Origin of the sequence: Enterobacter soli (genome assembly GCF_964208575.1) — a bacterium.
Taxonomy (GTDB): domain Bacteria; phylum Pseudomonadota; class Gammaproteobacteria; order Enterobacterales; family Enterobacteriaceae; genus Enterobacter; species Enterobacter soli_A.
Map to the genome: position 1 here is coordinate 68,420 of NZ_CAXOFU010000001.1, position 13,291 is coordinate 81,710.

At 57.3% G+C, this 13,291-nt stretch carries 11 protein-coding genes; 6 read left to right on the forward strand and 5 right to left on the reverse strand.

What is annotated here, in order from left to right:
• Positions 1–80: 80 nt before the first annotated feature.
• The 5 genes from ahr to pepA form a co-directional block, all read right to left on the reverse strand.
• Positions 81–1,100 (reverse strand): NADPH-dependent aldehyde reductase Ahr, encoded by a 1,020-nt coding sequence (ahr, locus tag AB6V08_RS00295; RefSeq protein WP_368540665.1) that lies wholly within the window; start codon positions 1,098–1,100, stop codon positions 81–83.
• An 83-nt stretch (positions 1,101–1,183) separates the two neighbouring features.
• The gene (locus AB6V08_RS00300; RefSeq protein ID WP_368540667.1) at positions 1,184–1,687 is read right to left on the reverse strand and encodes a GNAT family N-acetyltransferase; all 504 of its coding nucleotides are present in this window, start codon (positions 1,685–1,687) and stop codon (positions 1,184–1,186) included.
• A gap of 123 nt (positions 1,688–1,810) precedes the next feature.
• Positions 1,811–4,666: a valine--tRNA ligase gene (locus tag AB6V08_RS00305; protein WP_368540668.1), complete on the reverse strand. Its 2,856-nt coding sequence runs from the start codon at positions 4,664–4,666 to the stop codon at positions 1,811–1,813.
• Entirely contained in the window at positions 4,666–5,109 is a 444-nt protein-coding gene (gene holC / locus AB6V08_RS00310; RefSeq protein ID WP_368540669.1) for a DNA polymerase III subunit chi, read from the reverse strand. Before holC ends, AB6V08_RS00305 begins: the two co-directional genes overlap by 1 nt.
• 117 nt (positions 5,110–5,226) lie before the next feature.
• On the reverse strand, positions 5,227–6,738 hold the full coding sequence (gene pepA / locus AB6V08_RS00315) for a leucyl aminopeptidase (protein WP_368540670.1): 1,512 nt from the start codon (positions 6,736–6,738) through the stop codon (positions 5,227–5,229).
• Positions 6,739–6,881: 143 nt separating this feature from the next.
• On the opposite strand from pepA, the gene AB6V08_RS00320 reads away from it, so the two are divergent.
• The 6 genes from AB6V08_RS00320 (at position 6,882) to mtgA (ending at position 13,262) form a co-directional block, all read left to right on the forward strand.
• Positions 6,882–6,941, forward strand: a complete 60-nt coding sequence (locus AB6V08_RS00320; RefSeq protein WP_368540966.1) for a hypothetical protein — start codon at positions 6,882–6,884, stop codon at positions 6,939–6,941.
• 63 nt (positions 6,942–7,004) lie between these two features.
• Positions 7,005–8,105, forward strand: coding sequence for an LPS export ABC transporter permease LptF (gene lptF, locus AB6V08_RS00325; RefSeq protein ID WP_368540671.1), 1,101 nt, complete (start codon positions 7,005–7,007; stop codon positions 8,103–8,105).
• Positions 8,105–9,187: an LPS export ABC transporter permease LptG gene (gene lptG, locus AB6V08_RS00330; RefSeq protein WP_368540672.1), complete on the forward strand. Its 1,083-nt coding sequence runs from the start codon at positions 8,105–8,107 to the stop codon at positions 9,185–9,187. The genes lptF and lptG overlap by 1 nt, the downstream gene beginning before the upstream one ends.
• Before the next feature lie 135 nt (positions 9,188–9,322).
• Positions 9,323–11,656, forward strand: coding sequence for an aerobic respiration two-component sensor histidine kinase ArcB (gene arcB, locus AB6V08_RS00335; protein ID WP_368540673.1), 2,334 nt, complete (start codon positions 9,323–9,325; stop codon positions 11,654–11,656).
• A 230-nt stretch (positions 11,657–11,886) separates the two neighbouring features.
• Positions 11,887–12,540 (forward strand): isoprenoid biosynthesis glyoxalase ElbB, encoded by a 654-nt coding sequence (elbB, locus tag AB6V08_RS00340; RefSeq protein ID WP_368540674.1) that lies wholly within the window; start codon positions 11,887–11,889, stop codon positions 12,538–12,540.
• Positions 12,537–13,262, forward strand: a complete 726-nt coding sequence (gene mtgA / locus AB6V08_RS00345; protein WP_368540676.1) for a monofunctional biosynthetic peptidoglycan transglycosylase — start codon at positions 12,537–12,539, stop codon at positions 13,260–13,262. Before elbB ends, mtgA begins: the two co-directional genes overlap by 4 nt.
• Positions 13,263–13,291 lie beyond the last annotated feature (29 nt).

A 13,291-nucleotide genomic window follows, 5' to 3' on the forward strand; every position in this document is an offset into this window, starting at 1 on the left:
TTTTTAGTGTTTGCACCCTCTCCCCGTGGGAGAGGGTTGGGGTGAGGGCATCAGGCCGCACATTCCCCGGCAATGTCACATCAAAAATCCGCTTTCAGCACCACGCGGTAACGGGCTTTGCCGTCACGCACGTGCTGGATCGCTTCGTTGATTTTCGACATCGGGTATAGCTCGGTTGTCGGGGCGACTTTGGTGCGCCCGGCAAACTTCATCAGCTTGCGCAGCTCAAACGGCGTGCCGGTTGCTGAACCCGAAATGCTGCGATCGCCGCCGATCAGGGTAAATGCCGGCACCGGAAGCGGCTTCATCACCGCACCGACGGTGTGGAAGTTACCGCCATAGGCCAGCGCTTCAAAGTACGGCTGCCAGTCGAGATCGACGTTCACGGTGTTGATGATCAGGTCAAACTGACCGGCGAGCGCGTTGAGAGCCTGCGGATCGCGGCTGTTCACCACTTTATCCGCACCCATCGCCAGCACTTCTTTCTCTTTCGCCGGGTTGGAGCTGAACGCGGTGACTTCGCAGCCCATCGCGTGAAGCAGCTTGATGGCGATGTGGCCCAGGCCGCCGATACCGATGACGCCGACGCGGCTGGTGGCGGTGACATGGTGCATCAGCAGCGGTTTGAAAACGGTGATGCCGCCGCACAGCAGCGGGCCTGCGGATTCGATATCGATGCTGTCCGGCAGGGGGATGACCCATTGCCAGTCCGCACGCAGCTTATCGGCGAACCCGCCCTTGTTAAGGATGGTTGGCACCGCACCTTCGAGGCAGTTGATCTGGTTGCCGCTGATACACGCATCGCAATGACCGCAGCTGCGCGCCGTCCAGCCAATGCCCACGCGCTGGCCGATCTTCAGGCCTTTATCCTGCGCGGCAGTACCGAGGGCGACAACGCGGCCGATCACTTCGTGCCCTGCAATTAGCGGATAGCTGGAAAAGCCCCATTCGTTATCGATCATCGAGAGATCTGAGTGGCAGATCCCGCAGTAATCGACCTGTACTTCGACGTCTTCAGCTTTTAATTCGCCCGCATCGTATTCGTACAGCTCAAGCTCTGCACCCGCCTGCGGTGCGGCGTAGCTTTTTATCTTCGACATCGTGTTTCCCCCGTTGTGGTGTGAACTGAGAGTGTAGAGCATTCAGTTTACAGCCGCTTAACAGAAGAGGGCGGGAACGAAATTTACAGACTTTTCAGCATTCTGACTTCGCAATCGACGTGGCCGGTACAGCCCAGCGCTGCATCGATATGCTCAAAGCCAAGATGTTCATACAGGGCGATGGCCTCTTTGAGGAAGGCGGTGGTTTCGAGGTAGCAGCGTTTAAATCCCTGAGCGCGCGCGTGTTCAAAGGCGAGCAGCGCCAGCTTTTTCGCCAGGCCTTGTCCGCGAACGGACGGCAGGAAATACATCTTTTGCAGTTCGCAGATATCCGACTCGCTGCAGCTGAGTGGCGCGATGCCGCCGCCGCCCACGACCTTGCCATTCTGCTCGATAACCCAGTAGGCATGGCCTGGCTGAGAGTAAACCTGGAACAGCTCGTCCAGATTCGGGTCGGCAACGGTATAGCCTTTGTCGGCGGTCAGGCCGTACTCGGCTGATACTTCACGGATAACTGCGGCGATGGCCGGGTTATCGTGCTCTGCGATCCGGCGCATCGTCGTCGCGACGGGGGTAATCACGCTCATAGCATTACTCATTACGAAAATTGACACACAACTGCTGTTAATAGCACCGCAGAAAAGGGAGTGCAAGCGAGGAGTTTTCAGGAAGGGTACCCCTTACGCCCTGAAGCGTAAGGGGTAATGGCATTACAGGGCAGCGATAACCGCCTGCTGCTCAATCAGCTTGGTCTTCGCATCGGCGAAGGCAACCAGGCGCTCACGCTCTTTCGCGATAACCGCTTCCGGCGCGCGGGCAACAAAGCCTTCGTTCGCCAGTTTGCTTTCGATTTTGCCGATTTCCACGTCGACTTTCGCCACTTCTTTCGCCAGACGGGCCAGCTCGGCATCTTTGTCGATCAGGCCAGCCATTGGGATCAGCAGCTCTGCGCCGTCGATAATTTTGGTCACGGAAACCGGACCTTTGTCATCGGCCGGCAGCACGGTGATGCTTTCCAGACGCGCCATGGTTTTCAGGAAGGTGTTGTTCTCGCTGACGCGACGAACCGCCTCTTCGCTACAGCCGCGCAGCAGCAGCTCAAGCGGCTTACCTGGGGCGATGTTCATTTCAGCACGGATGTTACGCACGGCAACGATCGCCTGCTTCAGCCATTCGGTATCGGCAGCGGCGGCTTCATCCACGCGCGCAGCGTCGAATTCCGGGAACGGCTGCAGCATGATGGTGTCTGCGTTGATGCCTGCAATGACCTTCACGCGCTGCCAGATGGTTTCGGTGATGAATGGAATGACCGGGTGCGCCAGGCGCAGCAGACCTTCCAGAACGGTAATCAGCGTATTACGCGTGCCGCGCAGTTCCGCTTCCGTACCGCCGTTCATCACTGGCTTCGCCAGCTCCAGATACCAGTCACAGAACTGGTTCCAGGTGAATTCATACAGAATGCCCGCCGCGATATCGAAGCGGTAGCTGTCCAGCGCTTCGCGGAACGCTTTCACGGTCTGGTTGAATTCAGCCAGGATCCAGCGGTCAGCTAGCGACAGTACCATTTCGCCGCCGTTGAAGCCGCAGTCCTGATCTTCGGTGTTCATCAGCACGAAGCGGCTTGCGTTCCACAGCTTGTTACAGAAGTTACGGTAACCTTCCAGACGCTTCATGTCCCAGTTGATGTCGCGACCGGTAGAGGCCAGCGCCGCCAGGGTGAAGCGCAGGGCGTCGGTACCGTGAGACTCAATCCCGTTCGGGAACTGTTTCTCGGTACGCTTGCGAATTTTTTCTGCCAGCTGCGGCTGCATCATGTTGCCGGTACGTTTTTCCAGCAGGTCTTCCAGAGAGATACCGTCAACCATGTCCAGCGGGTCGATAACGTTACCCTTGGACTTGGACATCTTCTGGCCTTCATCGTCGCGGATCAGGCCGGTCATGTAGACGGTATGGAACGGAACCTGCGGCTTGCCGTCTTCGTCTTTGATGAAGTGCATGGTCATCATGATCATGCGCGCAATCCAGAAGAAGATGATGTCGAAGCCGGAAACCATCACGCTGGTTGGGTGGAACTGACGCAGCGCGTCGGTGTTTTCTGGCCAGCCGAGGGTGGAGAAGGTCCACAGCGCGGAGGAGAACCAGGTGTCCAGCACGTCGTCGTCCTGACGCAGGGCAACGTCTGCGCTCAGGTTGTTTTCCTGACGCACTTCGTCTTCGCTGCGGCCCACGTAGACATTGCCTTCGTTGTCGTACCACGCCGGGATACGGTGACCCCACCACAGCTGACGGGAAATACACCAGTCCTGAATGTCACGCATCCAGGAGAAGTACATGTTTTCATACTGCTTAGGCACGAACTGGATACTGCCGTTCTCAACCGCCTCAACGGCCGGTTTTGCCAGCACGTCTGCGCGCACGTACCACTGGTCGGTCAGCATTGGCTCGATAACCACGCCGCCACGGTCGCCGTACGGTACGGTCAGGTCGTGAGGTTTGATCTCTTCCAGCAGGCCGAGAGCGTCTACCGCTGCAACAACGGCTTTACGCGCGGCGAAGCGTTCCAGCTTCTGGAATTCCGCCGGGATGTCGCTGGAGTAAACGTCAGATTCGTTGCCTTTGGTGTCGTACACTTCTGCGCTTTCACGGATATCGCCGTCAAAGGTCAGGATGTTGATCATCGGCAGGGCGTGACGACGGCCCACTTCGTAGTCGTTAAAGTCGTGCGCCGGGGTGATTTTCACGCAGCCGGTGCCTTTTTCCATGTCGGCGTGTTCGTCGCCCACGACTGGAATGCGGCGGTTCACCAGCGGCAGCACCACGAATTTGCCAATCAGATCTTTATAACGCGGATCTTCCGGGTTAACGGCCACGCCGGTATCGCCCAGCAGGGTTTCCGGACGGGTGGTTGCAACCACCAGGTAATCTTTACCGTCTGCGGTTTTTGCGCCGTCGGCCAGCGGGTAGCGGATATGCCACATCGAGCCTTTAGACTCGCGGTTTTCCACTTCCAGATCGGAAATCGCGGTGCGCAGTTTCGGGTCCCAGTTGACCAGGCGCTTGCCGCGGTAAATCAGGTCTTCTTTGTACAGACGAACGAAAACTTCCTTAACGGCGTTGGAAAGCCCTTCGTCCATCGTGAAGCGCTCACGCTCCCAGTCGACGGAGTTGCCGAGGCGGCGCATCTGACGGGTAATGGTGCCGCCAGACTCTGCTTTCCACTGCCAGATTTTGTCGATAAAGGCGTCGCGACCGTAGTCGTGGCGAGTTTTACCTTCTTCAGCGGCAATTTTACGCTCAACCACCATTTGGGTCGCGATACCCGCGTGGTCAGTACCCGCCTGCCACAGGGTGTTTTTACCCTGCATGCGCTGGTAGCGGATCATGGTGTCCATGATGGTCTGCTGGAAAGCATGACCCATATGCAAACTGCCGGTGACGTTCGGCGGCGGGATCATGATGCAGAAGGACTCTTTGCTTTCATCGCCGTTAGGCTTGAAATAGCCCTGCTGTTCCCAGTGCTCGTAAAGCGGCTGTTCGATATCGCGTGGGTTATATGTCTTTTCCATTATTTCCAGGTTGCCGTATTCAGGTTAAAACCAGCCAGGCGGTACGCTTTATAGCGCTCGCGAGCCAGTTGTTTCAAAGTTTCTTCGTAGGGGACAAAGTCTACCACTTCTGTGAAAGCGGTGGCAAAATCTGCAAAATCGACGCGCAGGCTAATCAGAATGTCGCGTGCGCTGCTGTTGCGCTTTTGCGGCCAGGCGATCTCTACCGGCGCACCGCCGCGTGGGCCTTCCCCCGACAAGTTATGCGGGACAAAACTCTCCGGCGGGCGCGCCCATAGCGCTTCATCAAGGCGAATCGCCTGCTGCTCGTCTTCACAGGCAATCAACACGCGCTTGCCTGCTCGCCAACGTTCTGCGGCAATCTCACACACCAGCTGTTCTACAGCGCTGAGGCCGTCCTGATGGGTGTCGTTGTCCAGAAGGTAGAACGTTGCATTCTTCATATATGGGGCTTCTTGTTGGGGATTTAAATGCTAAGCCGGGTGGCGCTAAGCTTACCCGGCCTACGGTTGAGTGACGTTGTAGGCCGGGTAGGCGAAGCCGCCACCCGGCAGTTAACATTACTCGTCGCCATTAAACCCGGCGCGGTTCAGCAGGAACTGCGACAGCAGGGCGACCGGACGACCGGTTGCGCCTTTGGCTTTACCGGAGCGCCATGCGGTGCCTGCGATGTCCAGGTGCGCCCAGTTGTACTTGCGGGTGAAGCGCGACAGGAAGCAGCCCGCGGTAATCGCCCCGCCAGGACGGCCGCCGATATTCGCCATATCCGCGAAGTTGGACTCCAGCTGCTCCTGGTACTCATCTCCCAGGGGCAGACGCCACGCGCGGTCGCCGGCTTGTTCGGACGCGCCGATAAGCTCATGCGCCAGCGGGTTGTGGTTCGACATCAGGCCGGTGATGTGGTGGCCCAGCGCAATCACGCAGGCGCCGGTCAGCGTTGCAACGTCGATAACCGCTTCTGGATCGAAACGCTCGACGTAGGTCAGCACGTCGCACAGCACCAGACGGCCTTCGGCGTCGGTGTTCAGCACTTCAACGGTCTGGCCGGACATGGTGGTCAGCACGTCGCCCGGACGGTACGCACGGCCGCCAGGCATGTTTTCACAGCCTGCCAGCACTCCGATCACGTTGATAGGCAACTGGAGCTCCGCCACCATGCGCATTACGCCGTACACCGCCGCCGCACCGCACATGTCGTACTTCATCTCGTCCATGCCTTCGGCTGGCTTGATGGAGATACCGCCGGAGTCGAAGGTCAGGCCTTTACCGACCAGCACCACGGGACGCGCGTCTTCGGACGGGTTGCCTTTGTATTCGATAACCGACATCAGGGATTCGTTCTGGGAGCCGTTGCCGACCGCCAGATAAGAGTGCATCCCCAGCTCTTTCATCTGCTGTTCGCCAATCACGCGGGTGATGACGTTCTTGCTGTAAGAGTCCGCCAGCTGACGCGCCTGAGAGGCCAGGTAAGCTGCGTTACAGATGTTCGGTGGCATGTTGCCCAGATCTTTCGCCGCTTTAATACCGGCCGCAATCGCCAGACCGTGCTGAATCGCGCGCTCGCCGCTGGTCAGTTCACGGCGCGTTGGCACGTTAAAGACCATTTTACGCAGCGGACGACGCGGTTCGCTTTTGTTGGTTTTCAGCTGGTCAAAGCTGTAGAGGCTCTCTTTTGCGGTTTCAACCGCCTGGCGCACTTTCCAGTAGGTATTGCGGCCTTTCACGTGCAGTTCGGTCAGGAAGCAAACGGCCTCCATAGAGCCGGTATCATTCAGCGTATTGATGGTTTTCTGAATAACTTGCTTATACTGACGTTCGTCCAGTTCGCGCTCTTTGCCACAGCCAATCAGCAAAATGCGCTCGGACAGGACGTTTGGAACATGGTGCAGTAACAGCGTCTGCCCAGGTTTGCCTTCCAGTTCGCCACGGCGCAGCAGGGCGCTGATGTAGCCGTCACTGATTTTATCGAGTTGCTCGGCGATCGGGGAGAGTCGGCGTGGTTCGAAGACGCCCACAACGATGCAGGCACTCCGCTGTTTCTCCGGGCTACCGCTTTTTACACTGAACTCCATGCACTACGCTCCTGAATCTTAAAGACAACGGCGGCGGCTACGGATAGAATTGAAACCTTTCGTAACTCATGTCCGCTGTTGTGGTGACTTCGTGTTAATCTTACGTTATTACGGTTTCGACACGTCAGAAAAAGTCCTGAAGCGTGAATCCGCCGAGTGTTTTAATCTTAGCGATGATTTCGACGACTCAAGAGAATAAATGACGTTTAAGCCATGAAACAAGCGATTTTCCAGCAAAAAGACGGGTTTTTACGGGCGTATTTAAAGTGATAATCATAAGATATCTGGTGCGGGAAACGCTCAAAAGCCAACTGGCGATCCTGTTCATCCTGCTGCTGATCTTCTTCTGTCAGAAGCTGGTGAAGATCCTCGGTGCGGCCGTTGACGGCGAAATTCCAACAAATCTGGTGCTCTCCCTGCTTGGGCTGGGTATCCCTGAGATGGCGCAGCTCATTCTTCCGCTGAGTCTTTTCCTCGGGCTGCTCATGACGCTGGGCCGCCTCTATACCGAAAGTGAAATCACGGTTATGCACGCCTGCGGCTTGAGTAAAGCCGTGCTGGTGAAGGCCGCGATGCTGCTGGCGCTGTTTACCGGAATTATTGCCGCTGTGAATGTGATGTGGGCGGGCCCGATGTCCTCCCGTCACCAGGATGAAGTGCTGGCTGAAGCCAAAGCGAACCCGGGCATGGCGGCGCTTGCGCAGGGCCAGTTCCAGCAGGCGACCGACGGAAACTCGGTGCTGTTTATTGAAAGCGTGGACGGCAGCAGGTTCAACGACGTCTTCCTCGCGCAGCTGCGCACCAAAGGAAACGCGCGTCCGTCCGTGGTGGTTGCCGATTCCGGTCAACTCTCCCAGCGCAAAGACGGCTCGCAGGTGGTGACGCTCAATAAGGGCACCCGTTTTGAAGGCACCGCCATGCTGCGCGACTTCCGTATCACTGATTTCCAGAACTATCAGGCCATTATTGGCCATCAGGCGGTTGCGCTGGATCCGAGCGATACCGAGCAGATGGACATGCGTACCCTGTGGAATACCGATACCGACCGCGCGCGCGCCGAGTTCCACTGGCGTATCACGCTGGTGTTTACCGTATTTATGATGGCGCTGATTGTTGTCCCGCTGAGCGTGGTCAACCCGCGTCAGGGGCGCGTGCTGTCCATGCTGCCTGCCATGCTGCTTTATCTGGTGTACTTCCTCCTTCAGACTTCCATTCGTTCGAACGGCGCCAAAGGCAAGCTCGACCCGCTGGTCTGGACGTGGGCAGTCAACAGCTTGTATATCCTGCTCGCGCTGGGATTAAACCTGTGGGATACGGTGCCGATGCGCCGCATTCGTGCCCGTTTCTCGCGTAAAGGAGCGTTGTAATGCAGGCGTTTGGCGTTCTCGACCGCTATATCGGTAAAACCATTTTCTCCACCATCATGATGACCCTGTTCATGCTGGTGTCGCTCTCCGGCATTATCAAATTTGTCGATCAGCTGAAAAAAGCCGGGCAGGGGAGCTACGACGCACTAGGCGCGGGGATGTACACCCTTCTCAGCGTGCCAAAAGATGTGCAGATCTTCTTCCCGATGGCCGCGCTGCTGGGCGCGCTGCTGGGCTTAGGTATGCTGGCGCAGCGCAGCGAGCTGGTGGTCATGCAGGCTTCTGGCTTCACCCGTATGCAGGTCGCGCTTTCGGTAATGAAAACCGCTATCCCGCTGGTGCTGCTGACCATGGCGATTGGCGAATGGGTTGCCCCTCAGGGCGAGCAGATGGCGCGTAACTACCGTGCGCAGGCGATGTACGGCGGTTCACTGCTGTCGACTCAGCAAGGCCTGTGGGCGAAAGACGGCAACAGCTTTGTCTATATCGAACGCGTGAAGGGCGATGACGAGCTGGGCGGCGTGAGTATTTACAGCTTCAACAACGAGCGCCGTTTGCTGTCGGTACGCCATGCTTCCTCTGCGAAGTTCGACCCGGAGCACAAGCAGTGGCGTCTGTCGCAGGTAGATGAATCTAACCTGAAAGATCCCAAGCAGATCACTGGCTCGCAGACCGTTTCCGGCACCTGGAAAACCAACCTGACGCCGGACAAGCTCGGCGTGGTGGCGCTGGATCCGGACGCGCTCTCTATCAGCGGCTTGCACAACTATGTGAAGTACCTGAAGTCGAGCGGCCAGGACGCGGGGCGTTACCAGCTGAATATGTGGAGCAAAATCTTCCAGCCGATGTCCGTGGCGGTGATGATGCTGATGGCGCTGTCGTTTATCTTCGGGCCGTTGCGTAGCGTGCCGATGGGGATCCGCGTGGTCACCGGTATCAGCTTCGGCTTCGTGTTCTATGTCCTCGACCAGATATTTGGCCCGCTGACGCTGGTTTACGGCATTCCGCCGATTATCGGCGCGCTGCTGCCGAGCGCGAGCTTCTTCCTGATCAGCCTCTGGCTGCTCCTGAAACGCTCCTGATCGTTCCTTTTCTCGCTCCCGATTCACCGGGAGCGAGCTAATCTCCTGTTTCACTCCGCACTTTTTCTCACAAGCTCCCCCGTCCCGCCATGAATTTGAGTATTATTGAGCGATAACGTCGTGAAGGGATCCTCTATGAAGCAAATCCGAATGCTTGCCCAGTACTATGTCGATCTGATGATGAAGCTCGGGCTGGTACGTTTTTCCTTGCTGCTGGCGCTTGCGCTGGTGGTGCTGGCGATTGTGGTGCAGATGGCCGTAACCATGGTGCTGCACGGCCAGGTCGAAAGTATTGACGTTATCCGTTCAATCTTCTTCGGGCTGCTGATCACCCCCTGGGCGGTCTATTTTCTCTCCGTGGTGGTGGAACAGCTGGAGGAGTCCCGTCAGCGTCTGTCGAAGCTGGTTGAGAAGCTGGAAGAGATGCGCGAGCGCGATCTCAAGCTTAACGTTCAGCTAAAAGACAATATCGCGCAGCTCAATCAGGAGATTTCAGATCGTGAAAAAGCGGAGGCCGAACGTCAGGCCACGCTTGAACAGCTGAAAATCGAAATGAAAGAGCGCGAGGTGACGCAGATCCAGCTCGAACAGCAATCCTCCTTCCTGCGCTCCTTCCTCGACGCGTCCCCGGACCTGGTGTTCTATCGCAACGAAGACAAAGAGTTCTCCGGCTGTAACCGGGCGATGGAGCTGCTCACCGGGAAAAGCGAAAAACAGCTGATTAACCTGAAGCCGCAGGACGTCTATTCTGAAGAGGCGGCGGCAAAGGTGATGGAAACCGACGAAAAAGTCTTCCGCCACAATGTCTCGCTCACCTATGAACAGTGGCTGGATTACCCGGACGGGCGCAAAGCCTGCTTTGAAATTCGTAAGGTGCCGTACTACGACCGCGTGGGGAAACGCCACGGCCTGATGGGCTTTGGCCGCGATATCACCGAGCGTAAGCGCTACCAGGATGCGCTTGAGCGCGCCAGCCGCGACAAAACCACCTTTATCTCAACCATCAGCCACGAGCTGCGCACCCCGCTGAACGGCATCGTCGGGCTGAGCCGCATTCTGCTGGATACCGACCTGACCAGCGAGCAGGAAAAATACCTCAAGACGATCCACGTCTCTGCGGTGACGCTCGGCAATATCTTCAACGATATTATCGACATGGATAAGATGGAGCGCCGTAAGGTGCAGCTTGATAACCAGCCGGTGGATTTCACCGGTTTCCTGGCCGATCTGGAGAACCTTTCCGGGCTGCAGGCGCAGCAAAAGGGGCTGAGCTTCGTCATGGAGCCGACCCTGCCACTGCCGCATAAGGTGACCACCGACGGCACCCGTCTGCGCCAGATCCTGTGGAACCTCATCAGCAACGCCGTGAAGTTCACCCAAAAGGGCAAGGTGGCGGTACGCATTCGCTATGACGAGGGCGATATGCTGCACTTCGAGGTGGAGGACTCCGGGATCGGTATTCCGCAGGAAGAGCAGGATAAAATCTTCGCCATGTACTATCAGGTGAAGGACAGCAACGGCGGCAAGCCGGCGACCGGGACGGGTATCGGCCTGGCGGTCTCTAAACGGCTGGCGAAGAGCATGGGCGGGGACATTACCGTGAGCAGCCAGGCGGGCAAAGGATCGACCTTCACCCTGACGGTTCACGCGCCGGCGGTAGCGGAAGAGGTGGAAGACACCTTCGATAACGACGACATGCCGCTGCCTGCGCTGCACGTGCTGCTGGTTGAAGATATCGAGCTGAACGTGATTGTGGCGCGCTCGGTGCTGGAAAAATTGGGCAACAGCGTGGATGTAGCGATGACCGGTAAAGCGGCGCTTGAGATGTTCACGCCGGGTGAATACGACCTCGTGCTGCTGGATATTCAGCTGCCGGACATGACCGGGCTGGATATCTCACGCGAACTGACGCAGAAGTACGCTCCCGATGAGCTGCCGCCGCTGGTGGCGCTGACGGCGAACGTGCTGAAAGATAAAAAAGAGTACCTTGATGCTGGCATGGACGATGTGCTCAGCAAACCGCTGGCGGTTCCCGCATTGACCGCCATGATTAAGAAGTTCTGGGATACCTGTGATGAAGAGGAGAGCACCATGACGTCTGTAGATAGCGCGAAGACACAAGCGATTCTGGATACTGCCATGCTTGAGCAATACATCGATCTGGTGGGCCCAAAACTGATCACCGATGGCCTGGCGGTGTTTGAAAAAATGATGCCGGGCTACCTGAGCGTGCTGGAATCGAACCTCACCGCGCGCGATAAAAAAGGCATTGTCGAGGAAGGGCATAAGATCAAAGGTGCGGCGGGGTCGGTCGGGTTGCGCCACCTGCAGCAGCTTGGACAGCAGATTCAGTCACCGGATTTACCGGCATGGGAAGATAACGTCGGGGATTGGGTTGAAGAGATGAAACAAGAGTGGCAGAACGATGTGGCGGTGCTGAAAGCCTGGGTGGACGCCAGAAAAAAATGACCCCGGCTAGACCGGGGTGCGCGAATACTGCGCCAACACCAGGGAAATCGTGGCTGCGCCTGATTTTTCGTGTTGTTTTCGCATGGACGCCGCCTGAATATTTAGGCCGCACGCAAATAAGATAGCAAATCTTAAATGGTTTGTTACAGGAATCAGTGAAATGTGTGAAGCATAGCGTTTTAATCAGAATTATTAATATGCTTCATTGATTTACAAAAAGGATCGTCATGATGAAAAAGATAGGTATCGTGCTGAGTGGCTGCGGTGTTTACGATGGTTCAGAAATTCACGAGGCCGTATTGATGCTGCTGGCATTAGCCCGACGCGGTGCAGAGGTTGTCTGCTTCGCGCCGGATAAAAATCAGTCGGACGTCATTAATCACGTGACCGGTGAGGCGATGCCGGAGACCCGCAATGTCCTGGTGGAAGCCGCGCGCATCGCCCGGGGCGATATACATCCGCTGGCGCAGGCCAGTGCCGACGAACTGGACGCGCTGATTGTGCCGGGGGGATTTGGCGCCGCCAAAAATTTAAGCTCCTTTGCCACCGAGGGAAGCGCGTGCCACGTCGACCCTGATTTGAAAGCTTTGGCGCTGGCAATGCACAGCGCCGGAAAACCGCTTGGCTTTATCTGCATTGCGCCTGCGATGCTGCCAAAAATCTTTGATTTCCCGCTGCGCCTGACCATCGGAACGGACATCGACACCGCTGAGATTGTGGAAGAGATGGGCGGTGAGCACGTGCCGTGCCCGGTCGATGACATCGTGGTGGATGAAGACAATAAAATCGTAACCACGCCTGCCTATATGCTCGCGCAGAATATCGCTGAGGCGGCGACCGGTATCGATAAGCTGGTGGATCGCGTTCTGGTTCTGACTGAATGAGCCGTAAATTTTCCCCGGCTGCGTGGGTGAAGCGCATCCTGCTGCGCGTGCTGATCGTTCTGGCGGTGTTCTGGGGCGGCGGTATCGCGCTGTTTAGCATCGTTCCCGTTCCCTTTTCCGCCGTTATGGTCGAGCGCCAGCTCAGCGCGTGGCTGAGCGGTGATTTCGGCTATGTTGCCCATTCCGACTGGGTGAGCATGGATGAGATCTCCCCGATGATGGGGCTGGCGGTGATTGCGGCAGAAGATCAGAAATTCCCGGAGCACTGGGGGTTTGACGTGGCGGCGATCGAAAAAGCGCTGGCCCATAACGAACGCCATGAAACCCGGGTTCGCGGGGCGTCCACGCTCTCTCAGCAGACGGCTAAAAACCTGTTTCTGTGGGACGGGCGAAGCTGGCTGCGAAAAGGGCTGGAGGCCGGGCTGACGCTGGGCATTGAAACGGTCTGGAGCAAGAAGCGCATTCTGACCGTTTATCTGAACATCGCTGAATTTGGCGAGGGCGTGTTCGGCGTCGAGGCCGCCGCGCAGCGCTACTTCCATAAACCGGCCAGCCGTTTGACCCTTTCAGAAGCCGCGCTGCTGGCCGCCGTGTTGCCTAACCCCATCAAGTTTAAGGCCAGCGCCCCGTCGGGATACGTTCACAGCCGTCAGGCGTGGATCGTGCGTCAGATGCGGCAGTTGGGCGGGGAGTCGTTTATGGAGAGTCACAATCTGAAGTAGGGCGGGCAGGCGTAGCGCCACCCGCCGGT

Bases quoted from the DNA above. Each gene is read 5' to 3' on its own strand.
- ahr (WP_368540665.1), bottom strand. From the start codon at position 1,100: ATGTCGAAGATAAAAAGCTACGCCGCACCGCAGGCGGGTGCAGAGCTT.
- AB6V08_RS00300 (WP_368540667.1), bottom strand. From the start codon at position 1,687: ATGAGCGTGATTACCCCCGTCGCGACGACGATGCGCCGGATCGCAGAG.
- AB6V08_RS00305 (WP_368540668.1), bottom strand. From the start codon at position 4,666: ATGGAAAAGACATATAACCCACGCGATATCGAACAGCCGCTTTACGAG.
- holC (WP_368540669.1), bottom strand. From the start codon at position 5,109: ATGAAGAATGCAACGTTCTACCTTCTGGACAACGACACCCATCAGGAC.
- pepA (WP_368540670.1), bottom strand. From the start codon at position 6,738: ATGGAGTTCAGTGTAAAAAGCGGTAGCCCGGAGAAACAGCGGAGTGCC.
- lptG (WP_368540672.1), top strand. From the start codon at position 8,105: ATGCAGGCGTTTGGCGTTCTCGACCGCTATATCGGTAAAACCATTTTC.
- arcB (WP_368540673.1), top strand. From the start codon at position 9,323: ATGAAGCAAATCCGAATGCTTGCCCAGTACTATGTCGATCTGATGATG.
- elbB (WP_368540674.1), top strand. From the start codon at position 11,887: ATGAAAAAGATAGGTATCGTGCTGAGTGGCTGCGGTGTTTACGATGGT.
- mtgA (WP_368540676.1), top strand. From the start codon at position 12,537: ATGAGCCGTAAATTTTCCCCGGCTGCGTGGGTGAAGCGCATCCTGCTG.